Source organism: Streptomyces resistomycificus, assembly GCF_001514265.1.
Classification (GTDB): domain Bacteria; phylum Actinomycetota; class Actinomycetes; order Streptomycetales; family Streptomycetaceae; genus Streptomyces; species Streptomyces resistomycificus.
The window spans coordinates 16,135-40,458 of the sequence record NZ_KQ949009.1; the positions used below are offsets into that span (position 1 = coordinate 16,135).

19 protein-coding genes are annotated in these 24,324 nt (G+C 71.7%); 14 read left to right on the top strand and 5 right to left on the bottom strand.

All coding sequences use genetic code 11. The annotated features are described in order from the left end of the window. Positions 1-534 precede the first annotated feature (534 nt). Positions 535-2,061, top strand: a complete 1,527-nt coding sequence (locus tag AQJ84_RS39440; RefSeq protein WP_107082776.1) for an FAD-dependent oxidoreductase — start codon at positions 535-537, stop codon at positions 2,059-2,061. Here AQJ84_RS39440 and AQJ84_RS39445 read toward each other — a convergent pair. Continuing rightward, positions 2,051-2,851, bottom strand: coding sequence for an AfsR/SARP family transcriptional regulator (locus AQJ84_RS39445; RefSeq protein ID WP_030045471.1), 801 nt, complete (start codon positions 2,849-2,851; stop codon positions 2,051-2,053). The genes AQJ84_RS39440 and AQJ84_RS39445 overlap by 11 nt on opposite strands. Positions 2,852-3,836: 985 nt before the next feature. Here AQJ84_RS39445 and AQJ84_RS39450 point away from each other — a divergent pair. Further along, positions 3,837-4,751, top strand: coding sequence for a DUF4097 family beta strand repeat-containing protein (locus tag AQJ84_RS39450; RefSeq protein WP_051870308.1), 915 nt, complete (start codon positions 3,837-3,839; stop codon positions 4,749-4,751). Positions 4,752-4,865: 114 nt separating this feature from the next. Here the strand turns inward: AQJ84_RS39450 and AQJ84_RS43340 are convergent, their stop codons facing one another. Both AQJ84_RS43340 and AQJ84_RS43345 read right to left on the bottom strand, forming a co-directional pair. Then, positions 4,866-5,156, bottom strand: coding sequence for a PqqD family protein (locus tag AQJ84_RS43340; RefSeq protein WP_030045473.1), 291 nt, complete (start codon positions 5,154-5,156; stop codon positions 4,866-4,868). Then, positions 5,153-5,938, bottom strand: a complete 786-nt coding sequence (locus AQJ84_RS43345) for a hypothetical protein (RefSeq protein WP_157874994.1) — start codon at positions 5,936-5,938, stop codon at positions 5,153-5,155. The genes AQJ84_RS43340 and AQJ84_RS43345 overlap by 4 nt, the downstream gene beginning before the upstream one ends. A gap of 642 nt (positions 5,939-6,580) precedes the next feature. Between AQJ84_RS43345 and asnB the strand changes: the two genes are divergently transcribed. The 3 genes from asnB to AQJ84_RS39475 are packed head-to-tail and all read left to right on the top strand — an operon-like array spanning position 6,581 to position 11,201. Then, on the top strand, positions 6,581-8,746 hold the full coding sequence (gene asnB, locus AQJ84_RS39465) for an asparagine synthase (glutamine-hydrolyzing) (protein ID WP_051869646.1): 2,166 nt from the start codon (positions 6,581-6,583) through the stop codon (positions 8,744-8,746). Beyond that, positions 8,743-9,924, top strand: coding sequence for a diiron oxygenase (locus AQJ84_RS39470; protein ID WP_053192277.1), 1,182 nt, complete (start codon positions 8,743-8,745; stop codon positions 9,922-9,924). Before asnB ends, AQJ84_RS39470 begins: the two co-directional genes overlap by 4 nt. Beyond that, positions 9,921-11,201 carry an MFS transporter gene (locus tag AQJ84_RS39475; protein WP_030038887.1) on the top strand — a complete coding sequence of 427 codons (1,281 nt, stop codon included), beginning with the start codon at positions 9,921-9,923 and terminating at the stop codon, positions 11,199-11,201. The genes AQJ84_RS39470 and AQJ84_RS39475 overlap by 4 nt, the downstream gene beginning before the upstream one ends. Before the next feature lie 134 nt (positions 11,202-11,335). Here AQJ84_RS39475 and AQJ84_RS39480 read toward each other — a convergent pair whose 3' ends face one another. Beyond that, positions 11,336-11,863, bottom strand: a complete 528-nt coding sequence (locus tag AQJ84_RS39480; RefSeq protein WP_030038886.1) for a GNAT family N-acetyltransferase — start codon at positions 11,861-11,863, stop codon at positions 11,336-11,338. Positions 11,864-12,078: 215 nt separating this feature from the next. On the opposite strand from AQJ84_RS39480, the gene AQJ84_RS39485 reads away from it, so the two are divergent. Then, complete coding sequence (locus AQJ84_RS39485) at positions 12,079-12,687, top strand: O-methyltransferase (protein WP_225889278.1); 609 nt, start codon at positions 12,079-12,081, stop codon at positions 12,685-12,687. Between the two features lie 162 nt (positions 12,688-12,849). Here AQJ84_RS39485 and AQJ84_RS39490 read toward each other — a convergent pair whose 3' ends face one another. Next, on the bottom strand, positions 12,850-14,616 hold the full coding sequence (locus AQJ84_RS39490) for an FAD-dependent oxidoreductase (RefSeq protein WP_053192279.1): 1,767 nt from the start codon (positions 14,614-14,616) through the stop codon (positions 12,850-12,852). An 881-nt stretch (positions 14,617-15,497) separates the two neighbouring features. On the opposite strand from AQJ84_RS39490, the gene AQJ84_RS39495 reads away from it, so the two are divergent. The 8 genes from AQJ84_RS39495 (at position 15,498) to AQJ84_RS39530 (ending at position 24,254) form a co-directional block, all read left to right on the top strand. After that, positions 15,498-17,003, top strand: a complete 1,506-nt coding sequence (locus tag AQJ84_RS39495) for an FAD-binding oxidoreductase (RefSeq protein ID WP_053192281.1) — start codon at positions 15,498-15,500, stop codon at positions 17,001-17,003. Next, positions 16,987-17,979 carry an aspartate/ornithine carbamoyltransferase family protein gene (locus AQJ84_RS39500; RefSeq protein WP_053192283.1) on the top strand — a complete coding sequence of 331 codons (993 nt, stop codon included), beginning with the start codon at positions 16,987-16,989 and terminating at the stop codon, positions 17,977-17,979. Before AQJ84_RS39495 ends, AQJ84_RS39500 begins: the two co-directional genes overlap by 17 nt. Positions 17,980-18,008: 29 nt before the next feature. Beyond that, complete coding sequence (locus tag AQJ84_RS39505; RefSeq protein ID WP_107082777.1) at positions 18,009-19,253, top strand: acyl-CoA dehydrogenase family protein; 1,245 nt, start codon at positions 18,009-18,011, stop codon at positions 19,251-19,253. A 48-nt stretch (positions 19,254-19,301) separates the two neighbouring features. Continuing rightward, positions 19,302-20,348 (top strand): phosphotransferase, encoded by a 1,047-nt coding sequence (locus AQJ84_RS39510; RefSeq protein ID WP_030038878.1) that lies wholly within the window; start codon positions 19,302-19,304, stop codon positions 20,346-20,348. Next, complete coding sequence (locus AQJ84_RS39515; protein ID WP_030038877.1) at positions 20,335-21,150, top strand: hypothetical protein; 816 nt, start codon at positions 20,335-20,337, stop codon at positions 21,148-21,150. The genes AQJ84_RS39510 and AQJ84_RS39515 overlap by 14 nt, the downstream gene beginning before the upstream one ends. Positions 21,151-21,226: 76 nt before the next feature. Then, positions 21,227-21,505, top strand: a complete 279-nt coding sequence (locus AQJ84_RS39520) for a hypothetical protein (RefSeq protein WP_030038876.1) — start codon at positions 21,227-21,229, stop codon at positions 21,503-21,505. A 25-nt stretch (positions 21,506-21,530) separates the two neighbouring features. Continuing rightward, positions 21,531-23,174, top strand: a complete 1,644-nt coding sequence (locus tag AQJ84_RS39525) for a carbamoyltransferase N-terminal domain-containing protein (RefSeq protein WP_030038875.1) — start codon at positions 21,531-21,533, stop codon at positions 23,172-23,174. A 21-nt stretch (positions 23,175-23,195) separates the two neighbouring features. Beyond that, entirely contained in the window at positions 23,196-24,254 is a 1,059-nt protein-coding gene (locus AQJ84_RS39530; RefSeq protein ID WP_030038874.1) for a pyruvate kinase, read from the top strand. Positions 24,255-24,324: the final 70 nt, after the last annotated feature.

Genomic DNA, 24,324 nt, shown 5'->3' on the forward strand with positions numbered 1-24,324 from the left:
ACACCGGCCCCACCACGGGGCCCCTCCACAACGGCCCCACCAGCGGCCGCGTACCGGCACGCCCCCTTACCTTGGCTGCCGGGCCAACCCACCCCGAACTGCGGGAGAACCCGCGCCACCCACACCACAAGGCGACCGTGCGATGCCGCCGCCCTCGCGCCCATTCCCCCGGCCCCCCATTCCCCGGCTCTCCTTTCCCCGGCGGCCTTTCCCGCCCGCGCATTTACCGCCGCTCCCGGCCAGGCGCACGCCCGCCGCCCCCGTCCTCACCGCCACCGTCACCGTCACCGTCACCGCGACGTCGCCCGTTCCTTTTGGCCGGTTGGCGGATAAGGGGGCCGGACGGCTGTCCTGTTGCCGGGACAGCCGTCCGCCCGTGCAGGCACCCGCACCATGCGGCCCGCGCGCAGAGGGACAGGACGCGGGCGAAGGCCCGGATATAGATGCCGTATAGATCCGGCTGCCACAGTGGTCGAACGGACCTGAAAGAAACCGGGCAGGTTCACAAATGAACACGGGAACCGAGGTGCTGACGTGCGTGCGAAGAGCCCCGAAAGGGTCGTGATCGTTGGCGGAGGCGTCACCGGCTGGATGACCGCCTCATATCTGAAAGCCGCGCTGGGCGACGACGTCGCCCTCACCCTGGTGGCCCCCGGCGAGACGGCCGCCCCACCGGACGAGACGAGCCTGGGCGATCTGGCACAGTTCTTCGACGTCCTGCAACGGGCCGAGGAGGACTGGATGCCCGCCTGCGACGCCACCTACAAACTGGCCGTCCGCTTCCAGGACTTCAGCCGCCCCCGACACCACTTCTACCTGCCCTTCGAGCAGATGCCGCAGGCCGACGGCTTCCCCCTGACCGAATGGTGGCTGCGCATGCAGCCCAGCGGGCGCTTCGACCGCGACTGCTTCGTCGCCGCCTGGCTGTGCGACGCCCAGCGCAGCCCCCGCCACACGCCCGGCCCCACCCCGGGCCAGGACGCGGCGCGGCCGCCCTACGGCTACCACCTCGACGCGCAGGCACTCACCCGCTACCTCACCGCCTACGCCGTCGAGCGCGGCGTGCACCACCTCACCGACGAGGTCCACGACGTGCGCCTGGACGCACGCGGCTGGATCGACCACGTGATGACCGCCCGGCACGGCGCCGTGGACGGCGACCTGTTCATCGACTGCACCGGCACCCGGGGACTGCTGCTGCGCCGGGCACTGAAGGTCCCCTTCGTCTCCTACCAGGACACCCTGCCGGGCGACAGCATGGTCACCCTGCGCGTGGACGCCGACATGAAGGCGCACGGCATCCCGCCCTACACCGCCATCACCGCGCAGGCCGCGGGCTGGACCTACAGCATCCCCCTCCTCACCCGCATCGCCACCGGCTACGTCTACGCACAGGAGTACTGCACCCCCCAGGAGGCCGAACGCACCCTGCGCGAGGCCGCCGGCCCGGAAGCGGCCGGCGCCCCCGCCACGCACACCACCCTGTCGTTCGGGCGCAGCCTGCACGCCTGGAAGCACAACTGCGTCGCCGTCGGAGCGGCCGCGGGCCGCGTCCAGCCGCTCCAGGCCACCGCGATCTCCTACGTCCACCACGCACTCCAACAGCTCGCACCGCTGGTGGCGCCGGTGGCGCAGGCCGTGCGCAGCGGCGGCCCGCACACCGACCTCCAGGAGCACTACAACACCGCCCTCGCCCAGGAACTGGACGCGGCACGGGACCTGTCGACCCTGCACTACCTGGGCGCCGCACGCCAGGACACACAGTTTTGGCGCGACGCCCAGACCTGCCCCCTGCCCGACGCGCTGGCGCAGGCGATCGAACGCTGGCGCGTCCGCCCCCCGGGCACCGAGCACCAGCCCGGCCCGAAAGGACTGCCGCAGCACGCGCACACCTCGATCCTGCTGGGCACCGGCGCCCTCGCACTGCCCCCCTCGACCGCCCTGTCCCCTCTCGACGACCGGGCCGCCCGCCAGGAGTTCGCGGCGCTCAAGCAAAGGGCACAGACCCTGGTCAAGACACTGCCCACCCAGTACGACTACTTCAGCCAGATCAGTGCCTGACCCCGGCCCCTGGGCCGTCACCGGCCCCGGCCCGCCACTGGCCAAGGGGGCGGTGCAGACAGGGATCCGAGGCGAGGACGGCGCGGTGGACATCACGCAGCAACGCACCCGGCTCGATGCCCAGTTCACCCACGAGAAGCCGCCGGCCCCGGTCGTAGACGGCTAGCGCCTCGGCCCGCCGGTCACACCGGTACAGCGCCGTCATCAACTGGGCGCGGAAACGTTCATGCACAGGGTGGCGGGCCACCAGCCGGGTCAGCGCCGGCACCAGCCGCGGATGCCGGCCCAGCGCCAGGTCCGCCTCCATCAGACCGGCCAGGACCGCCACCCGGGCCTCCTCCAGCGCAGGACCCTCCGCCCGGAGCAGGTGCTCCGAGACGTTGGCGAGCACCGGCCCCCGCCACAGCACCAGCGCGTCACGCAACAACCCTCCCGCCTGCCGGTAGTCGCCGGCACCGAGCGCCGACTGGCCGTGCGCGGCCAGCTGCTGGAACTCACCGAAATCCAGCCGGGCGGCACCGGTGCGCAGCCGGTAGCCCTGCGCACGGCGGGTGATGGCCACCTGCGCCCCCAGCCGGCGGCGCAACCGCGACACCTGGGTGTACAGCTGCGCGCTGAGCGTGGCGGGCGGATGATCCCCCCACAAAAACCAGCTCAGTTCGGTGTCCGCGAGGTACGAGTCCTCCGCCATCAGCAACGCCGCGAGCACGGTGCGCTGCTTCGCGCCCTGAAGCGGTATCTCCACTGCGCCGTCACGTACCTGTACGGGGCCCAGAATGCGGAACTCCATCGAAAACCTCGCAGATGTCCAGGACGAGAGGGGCAGGATCTCGCGGGCGCCGCACACCGTGGCCGGCCGCTGTCCCGTCGACGGGACGGGGCCCGCCACCACCCCAGCAGCAGGGGGGGCGGGCACGCTGCGGCTGCGTGACTGCGCCACCGGACGGACCGAAAAGCAAGAGACCTCGCCCGCCACCCACATACGGCCCCACACCGGCGACCTCGGCTCCCTCGACGACCTTCCGCGGCCTCAGCGACTTCCGCGGCCTCAGTGACTTCAGCGGCCTCCGGCGGCCTGGGCGACTTCGAAGACTTCGGCGACTGCGCGACCGGGGGAGCGGAGAGGCGGACGGCAGGGACGGCGTCGCCGGCATCCCCGCCGGGAAGGCCCCGTGCGCTTTCCGTGGACCGCCCGTGCGGCGCCTGCCTCGTCAGGGCCACTGCCGACACTACCGCCGCCACCCGCCCGCCGCCGTAGTGCACCGCGCCCGGGGGCCCACTGGCCCACGCCCTCCCCGCCGTCGCCGCAGCCGGCCTCCCGTCCACCGGCCTCCCGTCCACCGGCCTCCCGGCCTCCCGGCCCCCCGGCAGAGCCGCCCCCCGGCCCGCAGGACGGCCTAGCCCTGCCACAGCCCCGCGCATAGGAGGCGGACGGGTGGAGCGGCAACGGCGCCCGCGCCCCGGCCGGGGCTGACCCCCACACCACCGTCAGCGTGGGTCCCGCGGCGTGGCCCGACCGGCAGCTCAGGGCGCCTGCGCGCGGATACGGAACCGGCGCTACCACGGCGATAACGGGCCGATAGGCCGCCCTCGTAGCGTCGTGGCCGCAGCGAAGGAAGAGGCGAAAGCAGCCGTGCGAAGCAAGCCGTGCGAAGCAAGCGGCCGCGGTCTGCGCCAGGCCCCGGCCCGCTGCCCCCAGCACCTCCACTCACCCGCCCCCGCAGCCCGTGGCGCCCCCTGCGCGCGATGGGCTGCGCCATCCGTTGAGGCAGCCCATGCCGGTCTTCGACACACCCGAGCCGATCCTCGTCACCATCGAACTCGGCGTCGGCACCGTCCACGTCGTCGCGAGCGACCGCACCGACACGACCGTCCACGTGCGCCCCGGCGACCGCGCGGACTTCGGTGACGTGGTGACCGCGGCCGAAGCCGTCGTCGACTACGCGGACGGCGAACTGCTCGTGTCCGTGGGCAGACCGCAAGGCCTGCCCCGCGGCGGCGGAAGCGTGATCGTCGACATCGAGGTCCCGACCGGCTCCGGCGTGCAGGGCGACGCCCTCGCCGCGGACTTCTCCTGCGAGGGCCGGGTGGGGGAGTGCCACATCACCACGGCCTGCGGCCACCTGCGCTTCGCCCGGACGGGATCGCTGTATCTGAGCTCCCTGCTCGGCAACGTCACCGCACAGCACGTGTCCGGCGACGTCGAAGCGGTCACCGAGTGCGGCGACGTAACCCTCCACACGGTCGAGGGCACGGTACGGCTCACCAGGACCCTGGGCGCCACACACCTCGGCGAAGTCGCCGGCGCCACCCACGTGTCGGCGCACAGCGGCCAGGTCCGCATCGGCCGGGCGCACGCCGCGGTCGAGGCCCGCACCGTGCAGGGCGACATCCGTATCGACGAGGCCCTGCGGGGACCGCTGGCACTGGAGAGCGAGGCCGGCGGCCTCGATGTCGCCATCGCCGACGGCGCCGGCGCCCGCCTGGACCTCGACTCCGCCTCCGGGACCGTCTACCGCTCCCTCGACCTGCTCGACACCCTGGCCGCCGTCCCGCCCGCGGCCGCCACCCGGATGGTCGAGGTGCGGGCCCGCACCCGCACCGGCGACATCGTGCTGCGCCGGGCGGCCCTCGCCCCCGACGACGGCTCCCAGGCCTCCCAGCGCTTCCAGCACCCCTGGGGCTCCTAGAACTCCCGAAGCCTGCAGGGCTTGTGGGGCTTGGGGCTGGACGCAGCCGTACACCGCGCACCCGTGGGCGAACACCTCACGCAGGGGCCCTCACCGGCGGGCCGCCGCCGGGCGTCACGGCGAGAACTCGATGATCTTCTGGGCGGTCAGGTCGGCCAGGAAATCGCTGACATCGGCGAGGGCCTCCTCCTCCTCGATGCCGTACTCGTGCGCCAGCAGCCGCGCGAGGACGCCGACGCTGCGGGTGCCGTCGACAGCCCTGTAGATGAGTGCCCCGGCCCCCTCGAGAAGCAGGGCGTTGTCCTCGAAACCGAGCAGCACATCCTGGCCCGAACGCCGGATGCGGATACCGAGCACGCGACGGGGCACCTCGCACGGGGCCAGGACGGGCACCTGGTCGCTCACGGGGTCTCCACGCGCAGGGAGACGTCCTGGCACAGGGTGAGGACTTCCCTGATCCACGGTTTCGCGTCGGCGGCGTCGTAGCCTTGCATCGTCTCCAGCGCCCAGTACCGCTCGAAGGGCAAGAACGAGGGCGCCACGATCCGCAGCCGGTTGGGCCGCCACTTGGGCATGTGGCTGCCGAACTCGCCGTGGCTTTCCAGCAGCGCGTCCACCGCGTGGCCGAAGGCCCGCCGAGCGGACAGGGTCGCACTCTCCATGTCTCCCGCCTCCATCTGGCCCAGCGCGTCCTCGACGGCGTCGTCCGCCAGGTTCAGCGAGCGCACCACGAGAAACGACGTGAACGCGGAGTCGGCCAGACGCTTACGGCTGCCTTGCACCCAGTCCTCTCCCAGCAGGGTCAGACAGTTGGCGATGCGCCCCAGCGACACCTCCTCGCGCGGCGTCAGCGCCTCTCCGGCCAGACCGCGCTCGTACTCCTGCCAGGACACCTTCGACAGCAGCTGGTCGATCTGACGGTCCAGCCAGTACGTCACCTCCCAGCGCCGGCCGTCCTCGTGGAACGTCTCGCTGCGCACGCCGGGCGGGTCCAGGGGCACCGGGATCGGCCTGCTGGTGGAGGTGTCCCACGCACGCGTGGTGACGACGTACACGTCATGGTCGCTGCGCGCGTTGCTCCATCCCCGGGCAGCGGATCCGACGACCAACGCCGCCAGACAGTCCGCCGGTATCAATTCCCTCTGGCGCAAAGGCTCCAGCCATTCCTCAGTGCTGACCTGCCGCATCTCTCAAGCCTCCCCGAAATTCACTGCCCATGCCTTTCGCGGCGCCCGGCGCCACGGATTGCGCAGATCGTAGTCACACGCCCGCACCCGCCAAAGCCCTCCACCGCAGGCAGCGACGGAAGACAACCGGGCACCACAGCCGCCGAATCCCGATCGATAACGGATCGAAAAGAGACGCGACTAGTTTTTTCCTCAGCAGCACACACCCGGTGCTCACCCAAAGCCCCACCCAACAAAGGTGGTCGTCATGCAGAAGTACACCAAGCCCTCGGCGAAGAGCGTCAAGCCGGCTTCGGTCCTCAAGGGCCTGACCTGATCGGTCGCTCGTCCCACACCCCTACCAGACAAAGGTGGTTGTCATGCAGAAGTACATCAAGCCGTCGGCGAAGAGTGTCAAGCCGGCTTCGGTTCTCAAGGGTCTGACCTGATCGGTCGCTCGTCCCACACCCCTACCAGACAAAGGTGGTTGTCATGCAGAAGTACATCAAGCCGTCGGCGAAGAGCGTCAAGCCGGCTTCGGTCCTCAAGGGCCTCACCTGATCGACCTCTGTGGGTGGGCGGCCCCTTCGAAAGGGGCCGCCCACCCACAGCCATTTTTTTTCGCCGTTTTCACATAAGGCACCGGCAGGTTGAGGAGATTCCATGTGTGGCATTGCGTGCATAGCCCGGCTTGATGGCCGGGAGCTGGGGCCGGAGACGGACTTCGTGCTCCGTGAGATGGCGGACATCCTCGACCACCGGGGCCCCGACGACCGGGAGCTGATGCGGGAGGGCCCCGTCGGCATGGCCTTCACACGGCTCTCCCTCGTCGACCCGGCAGGCGGCGGCCAGCCGCTGGTCAGTGACGACGGCTCACTGGTCCTCATCGCCAACGGCGAGGTCTACAACCACAGGGAACTGGCCGCCAACCTGCCACGCCACGCCCGGCTGCGGACCGGATCGGACTGCGAGGTGCTGCTGCACCTCTACCAGCAGCACGGACTGGACTTCTTGCGGGACGTACGCGGCATGTTCGGTGTCATCCTGTGGGACCGGAAGAAGGGACAGCTGATCCTGGCCCGCGACCGGTTCGGCATCAAGCCTCTGTACTACCAGCGCGACCGTGAGCGGATCGTGCTGTCCTCGGAGATCAAGGGCCTGTACGCCGAGCCCGCCACCCCCTCCGGCTTCGACTGGGCGCGCTCCTTGTCGGTGGCGATGCTGCCGGCGTCCCCGCGCCTGGCGGAGCCCGAACTGTGCACGTGGTTCGAGGGCGTCGAGAGCGTCCCGGCCGCCACGGTCATGCGTATCGACCTGCGCGACGGCCACACCACCCGCCACCGCTACTGGCAACTGCCCACCGAACAGGACGAGTCGGCCGACGCGCGGGAACTGACCGGCCGCTACGGGGAACTGCTGGAGGCCTCGGTGGCCGAATGCGCCACCGCCGACACGGAACTGGGACTGTTCCTGTCCGGCGGCATCGACTCCGGCGCGGTGCTGGCACTGGCGGCCGGACGCCTGGACACCCTGCACACCTTCACCGCCCTGAGCGGCGGCACCCACGACAACGGCGACGCCCACAACGCGCAGTGGATCGCCCGCGAGCTCGGTGTGCCCAACCACCAGGTCGTCTTCCCGCCCGGCCACACACCGTCACCGCAGGAATGGCTGCGCCTCGTGTGGCTCACCGAGACACCGCTGTGCGGCCCCGAGGCCTACTACAAACACGAACTGCACCGCTTCGCCCGCCAGCAACGCCCGCACCTGCGCGGCATGCTCCTGGGCGCGGCCAGCGACGAGTTCAACGGCGGCTACTCACGCGACCTGTCCGGCGACGGCGACTGGGAGTCCTTCCTGGGCGCCCTGACCTACCTCGACCACCACACACGCCTGGAGCAGCATCCCGCACTGGCCCGGTGGTGGGCCGGCGGCGAGTCGCTGATCAGGCTGCCCGCCCTGGAGCGGGGGAGTGCAGCGGCGTCCCACGACGTGTACCGGGCATACGTCGAGTCCGAGTACCGCAAGGTGCAGCAGTACAACGTGTGGCACGAGGACCGCACGGCCGCCGGCAGCGGCATCGAGGCCCGGGTCCCCTTCCTCGACCACCGGCTGGTCGAGCTCGTCACGAGCGTTCCCCACCGGCTGCGCCCGAGCCTGCTGTGGGACAAGCGCATCCTGCGCGACGCCATGCGGGGGCGCATGCCCGCACGGATCGCCGAGCGCCCCAAGGGGCCCTTCTTCTACGGCACCGGCACCCGCCACGCCTACCGCATGATCGTCGGCATGCTGCGCGCCGACGGCCACCATCTCGTGGAACGCGCCCTGTCGGCCCCCGGCGCGGACGACTTCATCGACGCCGACGTCCTGCGGCGGCGGCTGGCCGCCCTGGGCGACGGCGACACCGACTCCCCGGACGTCGAGATCATCCTGCGGGTCGTCAACATGGGGCTGCTGGCCGAGATGGCGGCGAAACCGCCCCGGCTCGAAGACCTCCCCACCGGCCCGCCCCCCTCCTCGCTGCAGGGCCCGCCGGCCGACCACGTCCAGCTGTTCTCCCCGCGCCGTGACGTCGACACCAGCGGCGTCCTGCGCCTGGCCGACGACACGATGCTGCTCACCGACGAGGCGGGCGCATGGTTCCTGCTGCGGGAGGGCCAGATCGAGTACGTCTTCGACCAGGACACGCCGATCCTGCGCCTCCTGCGCCACCTGGACGGCCAGGCACCCCTGAGCGGCGCGCTCAGGGCCGCCGCCGCAGACCTGGACGAGGTCCGCACCGAGATGGACGAGCTCCTCACCCAGCGACTGCTCGGCTGGGCCTCATGAGCGCGGCGCACCGCGCGGCGGCACCCCTGCAGACCACCAACGTCCTGCCGCTGCCGACGGCGCCGGGCGGCCCCTACCAGCGGCTGGCGCGCGCCCAGCTGGTGCCCGCCACCCCCACGGCCCGGACCGTGCAGAGCACCTACGCCAGCCGCTTCGGCCGCTGGGACGACCTGGCCGGCGTGCGCCGCAAGCCCCAGCGCCGCCTGCTGGAAGCGGCCGACCTCTACTTCCCGCCCGAGCTGTATCCCGTGGTCGGCCACCCCCTCGTGGCCGCACGCGGACCGGCCGCCGTACGGACACTGCTGCTGAACCGCCTCTACGACTACCTCGACTTCACCACCGAACTGGAGAACCTCGCGGTCATCCCGGTGGCGTCGAAGATCGCCCGCGGCACCTCCGGACTCCTGCTGCCGCGCCAGATGCAGGCCGACGCCTTCAAGATCGTCACGGACGAGGCGTGGCACGCCCAGTTCTCCTTCGACTTCACCCAGGAGCTCGAACAGGTCACCGGCGTACCGCACGCAGCGGGCGGCGCCCCCGTGTTCGTGCAGCGCCTGGACGAGATAGCCGCCCAGCTTCCCCGCCAGGTCGCGGGCCTGGAGGCCCTGCTCTTCGCGATCGTCAGCGAGACGCTGATCTCCGGGCTGCTCTCACACCTCCCGCGGGACGAGAGGCTGCCTAGCCCGGTACGCGACCTGGTCCGCGACCACGCAGAGGACGAGGGACGCCACCACGTGTACTTCCGCTCCGTGCTGCGCCACCTGTGGCCGGCGCTGACCCTGCGCGAGCGGCATGCCGTCGGCCCGCAGATACCGGCGATCATCCAGGCGTTCCTCACCCCCGACCACGCACAGGTGGCGACCCGCCTGGCAGCCGTCGGACTGTCGAACGAGGAGATCCTCCAGGTCATCACCGAGAGCTGGCCCGAGCACGAACTGATGGGCGAGATAGCCCAGTCGGCGGCACCCGCCGTCCGGTACTTCACCGAAGTGGGAGCCCTCGACGACAGCCGCACACGGGACGCCTTCCTGGAGGCCGGCCTGCTCGCCCCCGCCCCCGACACCGATACGGGTGCGGGTGCGGGTGGGGGCTGCGCGGCCGGCCGGCCGGAGCACCTCACACCAGGGGCGCCGAAGACGCCACAGGACGCGAACACACCGGGGAGCACACGGCCATGACCGACGTCATCACCCCGGCGGCGACCCGCTCGCCCTCCCTGTTCTGGCGCTTTTGGACGGCGACGGCCATCAGCGGCGCCGGCTCGGCCGTCACCCTCGTCGCTCTGCCGCTGGTGGCGGTGAGCGTGCTCGACGCGTCGGTCACCCAGGTCAGTCTGCTCGCCGCCGCCGGACAGGTGGGCTGGCTCGTCCTGGGCCTGCCCGCGGGCGTCATCGCCCAGCGCTGCCCCCTGCGCACCCTCCAGGTCGCCACCGACCTCATCCGCCTGATCGCCCTCGCCTCCATCCCCCTGGCCTGGTGGCTGGCCCAGCTCACCTACGCGCACCTGGTCGTGGCGGCCCTGGCCGTCGGCCTGGCGACGGTGGTGTTCGACGTCGCCAACGCCACGTTCCTGCCGGCCATCATCGACACGAAGGACCTGACCGCCCGCAACGGCCTGATGTCGTCAACCCTCGCCGTGACCCAGACCGGCGGCCCCTCGCTGGGCGGCCTGCTGGTCCAGCTGTCCGGACCGGTGGGCGCCCTGTGCGTCGACGCCGTCAGCTACCTCCTGTCGGCGCTGACCCTGCGCACCCTGCCCCATGCGCCGCCCGTCGCCCCTGCCCCGACCGCCCGGGCGCCCTTCACCCGGCAGATCCGCGAGGGCTGGCAGTTCGTGGTCAGGCACCCGGTGATGATGCCGTGCATGTGGTGGGCGACCGCCACGAACTTCGCGGCCGGCGCGCTGCTGGCCCTGACACCCACCTACCTGGTGCGCGAGGCACACCTCTCGCCCTTCATGGTGGGGCTGCTGATCGCGGCCGACGGGCTCGGCGCACTGGCCGGCTCCCTCGCCGCGGCCCGGCTCGCCGCCCGCTTCGGCACCGCCCGCATCATGATCGCGGCCTCGCTGACCGGCGCCGTGCTGGCCCTGGCCATGCCGCTGACCGCGGGGCCCTCCAGTGCCGTCCTCTTCGCCGTGGGCAACGCCGGCTTCAACGCCGGAGTCGTCATCGGCAGCATCGTGACCCGCACACACCGCCAGACCCACACACCCCCGCACCTGCTGTCGCGGGTGATGGCCACCGTCCGCTTCGTGTCGTGGGGAGCCTCCCCCCTGGGCGCGGCGCTCAGCGGCCTGGCCGCGGCCACCGCGGGAGTGCGGCCCGCGCTGTGGCTGGTGTGCGCGTGCGCCTTCGCCGGGCCCGCCATCCTCCTGACGAGCCGGATCCGCGGCCTGCGGGACCTGTCGCAGCACACCGAGCCGCACCCCAAGGCCCCCGCCGCCGCCCACTGACCCGCCGCCGCCCACTGACCGGCCCGGCACCCACTGACCCGCACCCACTGACCCGCACTCACACCCACTGCCGTGCCCCGGCTGCCGTGCCCCGCCGGCGCGGGGCCCGCGGGCCGCTGCCTGGGGCCGCAGGGTCAGAGCGTGATCCAGTACCGCCGTTTCACACCGATCGGGGTGGTGCGCACGTCCTCCAGGACGCCGCCGTTCGCCTCGATCGTGCGGGCGGAGGGCGTGTTGCCGTCATCGCAGGTCAACAGGACCCGCTCAAGGCCCAGCCGGCGTGCCCGGGGCAGGACGCCGGCCAGCGCCCAGGTGGCGTGTCCCCGGCGGCGGGCCGAAGGGCGCACGCTGTAGCCGATGTTGCCTCCGCCCTCCAGGAGGAAGGCGTTGAGGTAGTGCCGGACGTCGATCGCCCCCAGATAGGTGTCGTCCTCGACGATCCACAGGTGCGTCGCGTGCACGCTGCCCTCCGGCATGGGCAGCGACCGGTCGGCCTGCGCCCGCAGGCGCTGCACCCACTCCTCGAAGCCCGCGACGCTGTCGAGATCCGTCCCTGCCAGCCGCAGCCCGCTGCCGTCCTGATGAGCGTCTGGGCCCCACTCCTGCCGTGCCTTCATCCAGGAGGCCCGTAAACGGGCGGTGGGCTCGATAAGTTGGAGCATGCCGAGGAGATTAACACCCCCCGCATTCCCCAAACAGGCCACTTCGGCCCGGCTCTTGATCCGGCCGGACGCAATATGACATGACTGTGGTGTCGTGAACGCCCGACCACGGGCGGCCGGGGGCTGATCAACACCCCGAGAGCGGTTCATTTCGAGAGAGGCCCACAGTCATGAGGCAAAGCACTCTTCTGATGTCGGCAGAACTGCACACGTACATGACGGCGCACAGCGTCCAGCCCGACGCCGTCCAGGAGCGCCTGGCCCGACAGACCCGCCGGTTCGCGGAGGTCGCCCACTGGCAGACCGCCCCCGAGCAGAGCCCGTTCCTGACGATGCTGGTCCAGACACTGGGCGTTCACAAGGCAGTTGAGGTCGGCACGTTCACCGGAATGTCGGCGCTCGCGATAGCCCGGGGCCTGCAGCCGGGCGGCACGCTGCTGTGCTGCGACGTCGACGACACCTGGACCCCCCTCGCCCGCCAGGCGTGGCAGGACGCCGGCGTCGAGGACCGTATCGAATTGCGCATCGCGCCCGCGCTGGAAACCCTGCGCCTGCTGCCGAATACCGCGGACGTGGATTTCTCATTCGTCGACGCGGAGAAGACCGGATACTGGGACTACTTCAACGAACTCGTCGTCCGCACCCGGCCCGGCGGTCTCCTGGTATTCGACAACGTCTTTCGCAAGGGGCGGGTCCTGCATCCCTCCAGTGAAGTCGACGACGCCATCATCGAATTCAACAAGCGGCTCGCCGGGGACGACCGCGTCGACGTCGTCATGCTGCCGATCGCCGACGGGATGACCATCGCGCGCCGCAAGCCGTAACACCCACCCCACCCGGGCCCGGCCGCGCCCCCACCCGGGCTCAACCCGCCCCCACGTGGCTCACCTCGCCCCCCGGCCCGGCTCGCCCCGCCCCCCACCCGGGCCCGGCCCGGCGTGGGGTGGCCGGGCTGCCGGGGCCGGGGCCGGGGCCCGGGGGTGGTGTCAGCGGTGCAAGACCGCCGCCAGGGCCCGGCCCAGCCCGGCGGTCGCGCGGCCCGGATCGTCCACCGGCGCCGCATGACGCCAGGCGATGACGCAGTCCGGGCGCACCAGCAGACAGCCCCGCTCGTCCAGGCCCTCACTCACCCGCTGCCAGGCACCGTAGACGTCGCGGGCGCCGTCCTCGTCGACGCGAACCACCCGCAACTCCACCCCGAACCGCGCCGCGCACACCCGTGCGGCCTCCACCCAGGCCTGCCCGGCGAGTCCCGTCACCACGCTGAAGCCTCCGCCGCCGACCAGGTCCAGGGTGGAGAGGCGATGCCCCGCGGTGTCGACGAGCCAGGCGTGGGGCAGTTTGGCGCCCGGCCGGGTGGAGGGCTGTGCGTACAGGTCGCGGTCGCGGCGCCACTCCTCCTCGCCCTCACCGTCGGCCAGCACGGCCGAGGAGAGGTAGCGCTGGTTCATCTCCACCCCGTGGGCGCTGAACTCGTAGTGCTTGAGCTGCATGGCGTCGGCCAGTTCCCGTCTGCGGCGGGCCCCCTCGGCCGTCGGCAGACGCCCGCGGCGCACTCCGGCCACGGCGTCCTCGCACGCCAGTCCATCGCCCAGGCCCAGCGCCTTGAAGAGCGGCACGAACTCGCCCGTGCTGCGGTTGGCGCGGGTGACGACCTGCTCGCCCACCGGGGCGCGTTCGGCGCTGTAGGTGTCAAGGAGCGCCGCTCCGGCCTGGCCGCGCAGGACCAGCGCCACCTTCCACGCCAGGTTGTAGGAGTCCTGGATCGAGGTGTTCGATCCCAGGCCGTTGGACGGCGGGTGGCGGTGGACCGCGTCACCGGCGCAGAAGACCCGGCCCCGCCCGTAGGAGGTGGCGTACATGTCGTTGACGGTCCACAGCGACGTCGACTCGATCCGCACGTCGACGTCCGCGTCCCCGAGCAGACCGCGCACGATGCGCAGCGCCTGCGCGTGGTCGAGCACCGGGCCGGGGCCGTTGATGTCGTAGCCCCACACCGCCATCCACTTGTTCCACGGCCGCACCATGCGCAGGGCGCCCATGCCGATGCCGCCGATCCCCTCGCCAGGGCGCAGCACCCAGTACAGGACGCCGGGGCGATGCTCGACGTAGCGGGTGAGGTCGGCCTCGAAGACGATGTTCATGCTGCCGCCCTTGCCCTCCTCGCCGACGAAGGGCAGGCCGATCTGCTCGGCGACCCGGCTGCGGCCGCCGTCCGCGCCGATCAGATAGCGGGCCCGCAGGGTGAACTCGTCCCCGCGCAGCCCGTCGCGCAGACGCGCCGTGACGCCCTCGCCGTCCTGCTCGAGGCTGAGGAACTCGGTGTCGAAGCGGACCTTGGCACCACGCCGGGCGGCGTTGCCGATCAGCACGGGCTCCAGATACGGCTGCGGCAGATCGAGCATCGGGGAGGGGCTCGCGGCCGCGTACTCCGTCAGCCGCTCGTCCTCCGTGCCCCAGGTGCGGATGCGGGCGATCTCCTCACCGGCCAGGCTGGTGCAGAACACGCTCTCACCCATCAACTGCTGCGGGGTGCCCACCGACAGGGCCTCGTCCTCCACCCGCAAATCCCGCAGCACCTCCATGGTCCTCTGGTTGGTGATGTGGGCGCGGGGACTGTCGGCGACCCAGCCGTACTTGCCGATGACCGTCGTGCGGACGCCGTAGGTGGCCAGCGCCAGCGCGGCGGCCCCGCCGGCCGGGCCACCGCCCACGACCAGGACGTCCGTGTCGAACGCGCCGTCACTTCGCATACGCTGCTCCCGTCGAGACGTGTGGATGCGCTGCGCATCCAGAAAAGCCGGAAAGCCAGAAAAGCCGGAAAGCCCGCAAAACCGGAATCCCGGAAGCCTGGAAGCCCGGAAAGCCGGAAGCTCGGAAGCCCGGAAAGCCGGAAGCCCGGAAGGCCGGAAGCCCGGGAAAGAGCGTCGGCGGCATTTTTCCCGCATACGCTTTCCCTGCGCGGACAATGCCGCAACAGACATGCCGGGGCGCGCGCCCCTGAACCCGTGAACACGTGCCGGGGCACAGTCCCCTCGCACCCCCGGGACGAGCCGGACCGCGTTGTCGCCGGCAGCCACTGCCTTTATCCGTGCCGTCCGGATCCGCATTGCGCCCCCGTCGACGGGACGTGGCGGCAAACCCGCCACACGTCCGTGCCCGCCCCGGCCGGCGCCTGCCCGGCGCTCGCCGCACCGCCCGCCCCTACCCGGCGGATGCCGGGTGGACGTGCCCGCAGGCGGGTGTTTTCCGGTTGTATCACGGCGTCAGGCGGCGGCGGCAGGAGCGGTGGGCCCGGCCGGGCGGGGTGCGATGGTGTCCCGTCGACAGGACACCGCCGCACCCCGCGCCAGGCTCAACACCGCATTACCGGCACGGAACTCGTCTCCATTCCTCGTCCCGGTTCCCCATTTCCCGGCGGCCCGGTATGTTCGGCAGCGGTCGGAACCTCGAAAAGAAACACAGAAGGACGTTCCCATGCCACCTTCCCTACCTCGCGAAAACACGGCCGGCTCCTCCGGCGGTTTTGCTGTGGAGCGATCGGTACTTGAATGGCTGCGCACGGAACTCGAAGATCCCGAAGTCGTCGGCTTCGGTCCTTTCCCGCAGCCGGCGCCGAACCATGGGCGCTGAGATGACGCGCGTCGCCTCGCCGGCTCCCGGCGCGGTGGACGAAGAGGTGTGGGCCGCCTGCCTGCGGGCGGCCGGCCCCCACCGGTGCCGTGTGGTCACCCCGCGCCACCACGACGGGAGGGCCGGCAGCGGCGCATTCCGTGACCGAGGCGCCCATATCGTGCTCTCACCCACCTCCGTCGACGAGGTCCGCTCGCTGCTGCCCGGCCTGGCCGCCCACGAGGGCCGGCACGGCGCGATCCATGTGCAGCCCTGCAGCACCGGCCTCAACTGGGGCTTCGGCGCCGACCAGCCGGCCGACGACGGCGGCGTCCTGATGCACCTGCGGGGCCTGAAAACCATCCGGCACCTGGACACGGACCACGGCATCGCGGTCGTCGAACCCGGCGTCAGCCAGGGGGCGCTGGCCGAAAGACTCCAGGGCAGCCCCTACCTGCTCAACGTCACCGCCTCCTCCGCCCACACCAGTGTCGTCGGCAACGCCCTGGACCGCGGCGTCGGCCTGCACCGCCAGCGCACCGAAGACGTCCTGGGCCTCGAAGTGGTCCTGGCCGACGGCACACTCCTGCACACCGGCCGCTGGCCCGGCCCGCGCACCGCGCCGGCCCCCTACGCCCACCAGGTCGGCCCCGGCCTGACGGACCTGTTCCTCCAGTCCGGCCTGGGAGTGGTCACCGCCGCCGCCCTGCGCCTGCTGCCGCGCCCCGAGACCTCCCGCGTGCTGCGCCTGGCCTTCGCCGCCGCCGACCTCGGCGAGGCGACCCGGTTCCTGGCCCGGGTGCACGCCGACCGGCTGTCATCCGCAGTGATCAAGGTGTACAGCGCGCAGGCGGCCGCCGCCTACGGCGGCACATCCGACACCGGCTACCTCGCCTACGTGCACCTCGCCGGCGCCCGGCCGATGGTCGAGTGCGCACGCGAGACGGTCACCGAACAGGCCGCCCGGGCAGGGGTGTTCGCACCACCCCGGGTCTTCGGGCCCGACGAGGAGGGCACGACCCTCGCGGAACACGCCACCCTGCGCGCCTACGCCGGTGACCCGAGCGCCAACGACGCCATGGTGCAGGACATCTTCCAGGTGCCCGTGGGACAGACCGAACTACGGGGCACGGCAGGCTGGCTGTTCTTCACCCCGGTCCTCCCGCTGGACGCCGCGGCCCTGCGCCAGGCGGCCGCACTGCTGGATGCGGCGGCCGCCGGCCTGGACGCCGGCATGGTCGTCGGCCACACCTTCAACCTGATGCCCGGCGGATGGGTCGACATGGTCGTGTCCCTGCGCTTCTCCCACGACGCCGACACCTCACGACGGGCCCACACCCTCCTGGACACCCTGCACGAGCGCTTCGCGCACGCCGGGTTCCTGCCCTACCGCCTCGACATCGACCACGCGGACGCGGCCGCCACGCTGCGCGACGAACCGGAGGTGGACCACCTGCTCGCCCGGCTCAAAGGCCTCCTTGACCCACACCACTTGATATCCCGGGGACGCTATGCAGCCCACCGATGACTTTCCCCGTCACCTCCTGGCCACCGCCGACCTGGCCACCACACACGTCGAGCAGCTGCTGGCGAAGGCCACGGCACTGCGCCACACGCCCGCGAAAGACACCCGAACCCTCCTGGACGGCGCGCTCGTCGCCACCCTGTTCTTCCAGCCCAGCACCCGCACCCGGCTCGGTTTCGAGGCGGCCGCGCTGCGCCTGGGCGCCCGCGTGACGGGCTTCGCCGACCCGAGCACCTCGCGTTCGGTCGACTACATCGGCGAGAGCCTGGAGGACACCGCCCGGGTCGTCTCCGAACTCAGCGACGCCCTCGTGCTGCGCCACTACGTCACCGGAGCCGCCCACCGGGCCGCCCACGCCGCCGTCTGCCCCGTCATCAACGGCGGTGACGGCTCCAACGAGCACCCCACGCAGGCGCTCAGCGACGTGTGGACGATGACCCGCCGCCTGGGCGGACTGAAAGGAGCCGTCGTCGCCCTGGTCGGCGACCCCGGCACCCGGGTACTGCGCTCGCTGGTGCACCTGCTCGCACGGCTGGAGGTGAAACGGCTGCTGTTCCTCGTTCCGCCCGCCGCACCCCTGATCATCGCGGGCGACGACGCCGTCACCCACACCTCCCTGCCGGCCGACCTCGCCGCCGTCCTGCACGAGTCGGCCACCGCCTACGAGTTCCGCTCCGACGTCGCCGAACTGCTCGCCGAGGCGGACGCCATCGAGATGATGCCGATCGACGTCCCCTCCCTGGAGAGCGACCCCGCCGACCTGAGCTCACACCTGTACGTGACCCCGGAGCGCTACCGGATCACCGCCGCCAAGATCCGCGCGGCCGGCTCCAAGGCGCTGATCCTGCACCCGGGACCACGCAAGGACGAACTGCACCCGGACGTGGACACCACCGAGGGCGGCCTGTACTTCGAACAGGTCAAGGACTCCCTGTACCTGCGGATGGCCGTCCTCACCCAGGTGGTGGGGGAGCGGTGACGACGACATGGACGACATGGGGGACGGACATGAGCACACCCACGATGCCCCGCCCGGACGCCGACCCGCTCGGCCCGGCCGGAACCGGCACAGCCGGAACCGGCACGGCCGGGATCGGTACGGACGGGCTGGGACTGCAGGAGATCCTCGGCCGGGTGCGTGCCCTGGCGCCGCGGATCACCGCCCGGTCCCAGGAGATCGAACAGGCCCGCCGCCTGCCGGGCGACCTGGTGGAGGCGCTGCGCCAGTGCGGCGTCTTCCGGGCGACGATGCCCGCCGAGTGGGGCGGACCCCAGCTCACCTCGATGGAGCAGATCGCGCTCATCGAGGAGGTCTCCGCCGCCGACGCCGCCGTCGGATGGTGCGTCATGATCGGTATGGACTCGGGCATCTACGCCGGACACCTCACGCCCCAGGCCGCCGCGGAGCTCTACCCCCGCCTCGACCTCGTCACCGCGGGCTGGGTCGCCCCGGCCGCGGTGGCCCACGAGACGGACGGCGGCTACCTCGTCGACGGGCACTGGCGCTTCGGCAGCGGCTGCACCCACGCGGACGTCATCGCCGGCGGCTGCACCGTCCACCGCGACGGCCGACCCCTGCTGGACGACACGGGCCGGCCCGTCACCCGGATCGTGCTGGCCCCCGCCGCCTCCTACACGGTCGCCGACACCTGGCACACCACCGGCCTTGCCGGCACCGGCAGTTGTGACTACACCGCCCAGAACCTGTTCGTACCCGCCCGCCACACCCTGTCCTTGGACGCACCCCTTCGTGACGAGCCGATGTACCGGCGCTCGGACACCATCGTCCGGAAGATGCCGGGCGTGCCCCTCGGTCTGGCCCGCTCCGCCCTCGACTACGTCCATGGCATCGTCGAGGGGCGAAGCGAGGCAGCCGGCGTCTCGTGGCGCTCCTCCCGCCATGTCCAGGCCGTGCTGGCCGAATGCGAAATGCAGCTCACCGCGGCCCGCTGCGCCGTCTACGCCACCGTCGAAACCGTGTGGGAGCGCCTGGCCGCCGACACCCAGCCCACGAAGAAGGAACGCGCCGACGCCGCCCTGGCCCGCTACCACGCCTTCCGCAGCGCCCGCACCATCGCCACCGCGCTCTACGACCTCGTCGGCGGTGACGCCACGCACCGTTCGACCACACCCCTGGACCGGGCCCTGCGCGACAGCACCACCGCCTGCCAGCACGTCGTGGGACAGCGCCGCATCCTCGAATGGAGCGGCCAGCTCCTGATCGGTGACGAACCCGCAGCCGCGTTCGTCTGACCGCAGCCGACCACTTCCGCGCCTCACGAACGAAGGAAAGCCGTGTCTTTGGACCGCAGACTGGCATCGATCGTGCACGCCCTGAACCCGGGCGCGTCGCCCCTGGTCGAGCCCTTCCCCGAAACCCCCACCGCGTGGGCCCAGGCCTACGCCCTGAGCTGGCCCGAACACCCCCAGCACCCCGAGCGCTACGTGGTGCGGCTGATCGACGCCGACGCCTTCGAAGACCAGGCCGTGCGCACCGAGTTCGGGGCCGCCCGGCTGCTGGGCGACCAGGGCATCGCCCCCGCCGTCCACCACGCCGACGCCGAAACCGGCGTCCTGGTGATGGACCGCGTCGAAGGCCATCCCGTCCGGCCCGCCACCCGCCGCCAGGCGTTGTCGGTGGCGGACCTGCTGGCCCGCCTGCACCGCCTGGACTGGCCCGACCCCACCAGGCTGTACGCCGACAAGCGCCGGGCCGCGGCCGACAGCGCGGCCCACCTCACCCAGCGCATTCCCCAACTCGCCCTCTTCGCCGAGGCCCTGGGCGAGTTCGACGCGCTGCGCGGGAAACTGCGCGACCTCGCCGTCCCGCAGACCCTGTGCCACAACGACCTCAACCCGGGCAACATACTCTTCGACGCCCGGCGCGCCTGGCTGATCGACTTCGATCACGTCGGCCCCGGCGACCCCCTCTTCGACGTCGCCACGGCCATCGACGCACTCGGCCTCACCCCCGCGGACGCCGACGCCTTCCTGACGCGCTACCTCGGCCGGCCGGCCACCGAGCACGAGAGGGCCCGCCTGGAACTGCTGGGCTGCCTGGCCCTGCTGCGCTACGCCGTCAGCGGCCTGTCCCTCGTCCCCGAGGACCTGCACCCCCACCTCGCCGCCTGGAGCGGCGACGTCGGTGAGGCGTGGGTGTTCCAGCGGGCCCCCCAGGAGGCGCTGGGACGATCCGTCCTGCGCCTGAGCCTGGGCTTCGCCACCGCCGGCCTCGCCCGCCTGCGCAGCCGGCCGGCCACCCGCGCCCTGCGCACACTCCACCTGACCCCACCCCCCGCGCCGCAGCGCGAGAGCGCACTGGTGGGGGCCGGCCATGCACAGCGATGACCCCAAACTGGCGGCCCAGCACATCGCCCCCCTGGTGCGGCCCTCGGACGTCCTGCTCGCGGTCGGCCCCGCCTACGACGGGCGCGACCCCTGCGCCCCGCCCCAACTGGTCCTGCTGGGCCCGGGCCGGCCGCCCCGGGGCGTCACCGCCACCACCGGCGCCATGCGCTGGGGCACCTACAGCGTCGGCGGCAACGCCCCGATCCGGCTGGGCTTTTGGACCAGCGGGGAACTGTCCGCGATCGCCGGCCAGGTCGAACGCCTCGAGTTGGCCGCCCACCTGCCCGCCGTCCAGGCACAACCGCCCCACCTCGACATCCAGACCCGCAAACTGCTGCACGACCTGCGCAGGGGAGAGGTCCTGGCCGGCGCCTCGCAGGCCCAGATCTGGCACGAGCGACTGCGCCTGGACCAACTGCACCACTACCTCACGGCCATCCACCTGCAGCGCTTCGCCGCCCGCCGCCGTCACCTGCTGGGCCTGCTGGAGCACGGGGACACCGAGGACGCCGCCTGGATGCTCACCGCATGCGCCGGCGAACTGCTGGCCGCCCTCCTCGCCACCGTCGGGGAGACCAACCCCAGGCGCCACTGGCATCCGCGGCTGCTGCGCCTGAACCAGGAGACGATCGGCGCCCACCACACGGCACGCGTCCTCGCCCTGCTGCGCACCCCCTGCGCGGCGGGCGGCGCCGGCGCGATCCACGACGCCCTGCACGACGCGGACCTCCTGCACACCCACATCCTGCACCGCCGCACCGCGCCGGCCGGCCCGTCCGCCCGCTACGACACCGTCGCCTGACCCTGGGCCACCACCGCCCCCGGCCACGCGAGCGCCCCGCACACCCCCCCCGCGCACCCCACACCAAGGAGACGCCATGCCCGCCATCGAGTTCATCGGCTACAGCCGCCAGGAGGCCGTCGAGCGGATGGAGCGATACATCCCGCTCTTCGCCCACCTCGACTGGGCCGACGACTTCATCTTCCAGATCGAGGCGGACAACAAGGTCATCGGCCTCAACCGCATCGAACAGCCGCTGGTCCGGGTGCGCTCGCGGTTTCCCGAACGCATCGAGATCACACGGGACATCCTGCGCGACCACGAGGACGTCGAGAGCTTCGTGATCGACTTCCGAGCCCGCCGCGTGCAGGACTGACCAGGAACCGCAAAGGAGACCACCGATGCTGATCTGCGGCGTCAAGACGACGCACGACGGCGGCGTCGCCCTCATCGAGGACGGCCGTCTCGTCTTCTCCACGGAGATGGAGAAACTCGGCAACAACCAGCGCTACGCGAAGATCAAGGACTTCTCCACCGTCTTCGAACTGCTGGCCGAACACGGCTACCGGCCCGAGGACGTCGACCACTTCGTCCTGGACGGCTGGTACAAGACCCACAAGATCCAGTCGTGGCACGGCCAGGAGTTCGAGACGGTCCTGGCCCCCTACCGGCGCGGCCTGCTCGACGACGACCTGCTGCGCCCCTACCCCGGCGCCATCCAGGACCTGCCCTACCTGAGCTTCACCCACTACGCCGGCCACGTCGCCTCCGGCTACTGCGCCAGCCCCTTCGCCCGCGCAGGACAGGGCTCCTACGTCCTGAGCTGGGACGGCTGGATGTTCCCCTTCCTCTACTACGTGGACGGGCCCAGCCGGAAGGTCACCAGCTGCGGACCGCTCATGCCGGTGATCGGCGACTCCTACCTGCAACTCGGGCAGCTCTTCGCACCGTTCGACGAGCCCATCGAGTACCCGCACATCCTGGGCCTGGCCGGCAAGATCATGGCCTACATCGCGCTGGGGGAGGTCCGTGAAGAGGCCGTCCGGCACATCGACCAGACCATCGACGCGGCCTTCGGCGAGGTGCTGGCCGGCCGGCCGGACGACGACCGGTTCTACCAGGTCGGCAACGGGATCGAGATCCTCAAGCGGATCAAGAAGAACGTGGCCCTGGACGGGGTGGAGCCCGCGGACATGCTCGCCTCGATCCACCACGCCCTGAGCGACAGGCTGGTCAAGGGGGTGCGGGACAAGGTCGCCACGGCCGGCTTCCCCGACCGCAACCTGGTGGTCGTCGGCGGCTGCGGACTCAACATCAAGTGGAACAGCGCCCTGCGCGACAGCCAGGTCTTCGACACCGTGTGGGTGCCGCCCTTCCCCAACGACTCCGGCAGCTCCATCGGGACCGCCTGCGCCGCCATGCTCACCCAGACCCCGCAGACGGCGCTGGAGTGGGACGTGTACTCCGGCCCGGCCCTGAAGGAGACCACCGTGCTGCCGGGCTGGCGCGAGGAGCCCTGCGACCTGCGGGAGCTGGCCCGGCTGCTGCACGACAACCAGGAACCCGTGGTCTTCCTCAACGGGCGGGCCGAGATCGGCCCCCGGGCGCTGGGCAACCGCAGCATCCTCGCCCCGGCCGGCCTCGGCAAGATGAAGGACCTCCTCAACGAGGTCAAGGACCGCGAGTTCTACCGGCCCGTCGCCCCGATCTGCCTGGAGGACTTCGCCCCCGACGTCTTCCTTCCGGGCACCCCCGACCCGTACATGCTCTTCGACCACGCGGTGCGCGACTCCTGGAAGGACCGCATCCCGGCGGTGTGCCACCTCGACAACACCGCCCGCCTCCAGACGGTCAACCGCGAGGAGAACGCGGACATCCACGAACTCCTGACGCACTATCACGAACTGAGCGGGATCCCGCTGCTGTGCAACACCAGCGCGAACCACAAGGGCTCCGGATTCTTCCCCGACGTCCGTTCCGCGATGGAATGGGGCCGCGTCCGCCTCATCTGGTCACACGGAACCCTCTTCACACGTGCTCACTGACGGCCCGGCAAGGACCACCACATGACAAGCCTGATCGCCACCATGGGCCCTGCCCTTTCCGCCCCCGCCACCCTGCACGACGCCATCGCCCGGGGCGTGTCGGCCCTGCGTTTCTCGGCGTCGAAGTTCACCGCCGACGAACTCGCCGCCCAGGCCCAGCGCACCGCCGGGATCGGCAAGGCGCTGGGCCGCCGGCTCGACCTGCTCCTGGACCTGCCGGGCGCCAAGACCCGGCTGACCAACGAGGACTGGTTCCCGCTGGCCGGGCTCGAACGCCTGCACGTCCGGTACTCGCCCGCCCCGGCCCGCCGCGAGGGGCCCATGCCGCAGATCGGCACGACGGGCATGGCGATCGCCCCCTACATCGAGCCCGGCGACGTCCTGGTCCTGGGGGACGGGGAGAACGCCCTGCGGGTCGAGTCGTGCACCGCCGACGGCTGCGTGACCCGCCCCCTCACCCACGGCGACGTCGGACGGCACAAGGGAATCAGCCTGCACGGCAAGCCGCAGGCCTACCAGGCCCTGGGCGACGCCGAGACCATCGCCCTGAAAGGGCTCAACGACAGCATCTTCTCGGGCGTCATCATCTCCTTCGTCGAAAGCCCCGACGCACTCGAGACGGCGCGCTCCCTCATCGGCCGGGCCCCCGCCGACGGCCGCCCGGCCCCCGCGGTCATCGCGAAGATCGAGACCAGGGCCGGCGCCGAACGGGCCGCCGAGGTGGCCCGCGCGGCCGACGGCGTCCTCCTGGGCCGCGGCGACCTCCTCCTGGACGCCGGGGAACTGGACTTCTACGACCTCGGCAAGAAGGTCATGAAGGAGACCCAGAAGGCCGCACGCCCTCTCATCGTCGGCACCCAGCTCCTGCCGAGCCTCTCCGAGGGCTGGCTGCCCAACCGGTCCGAACTCGCCTACCTCTGCCACCTCCTCGACAAGGAGGTGGACGGCCTGATGATGGCGACCGAGACCACCGTGGGCAGCGCACCCCTGCGCACCGTCGAACTGGTCAGCGCCCTGATTGAGCGGTACGGATCAGGCGCCGCCCCCGCCCCGCTCTTCGCAAGCCGCAGCGCCGCCTAGCCGACGCCACCCGGGGCGCGGCGGGGGAGGACCAGGCCCCGACACCCAGCCCCACCCACCCCCGTCCCTT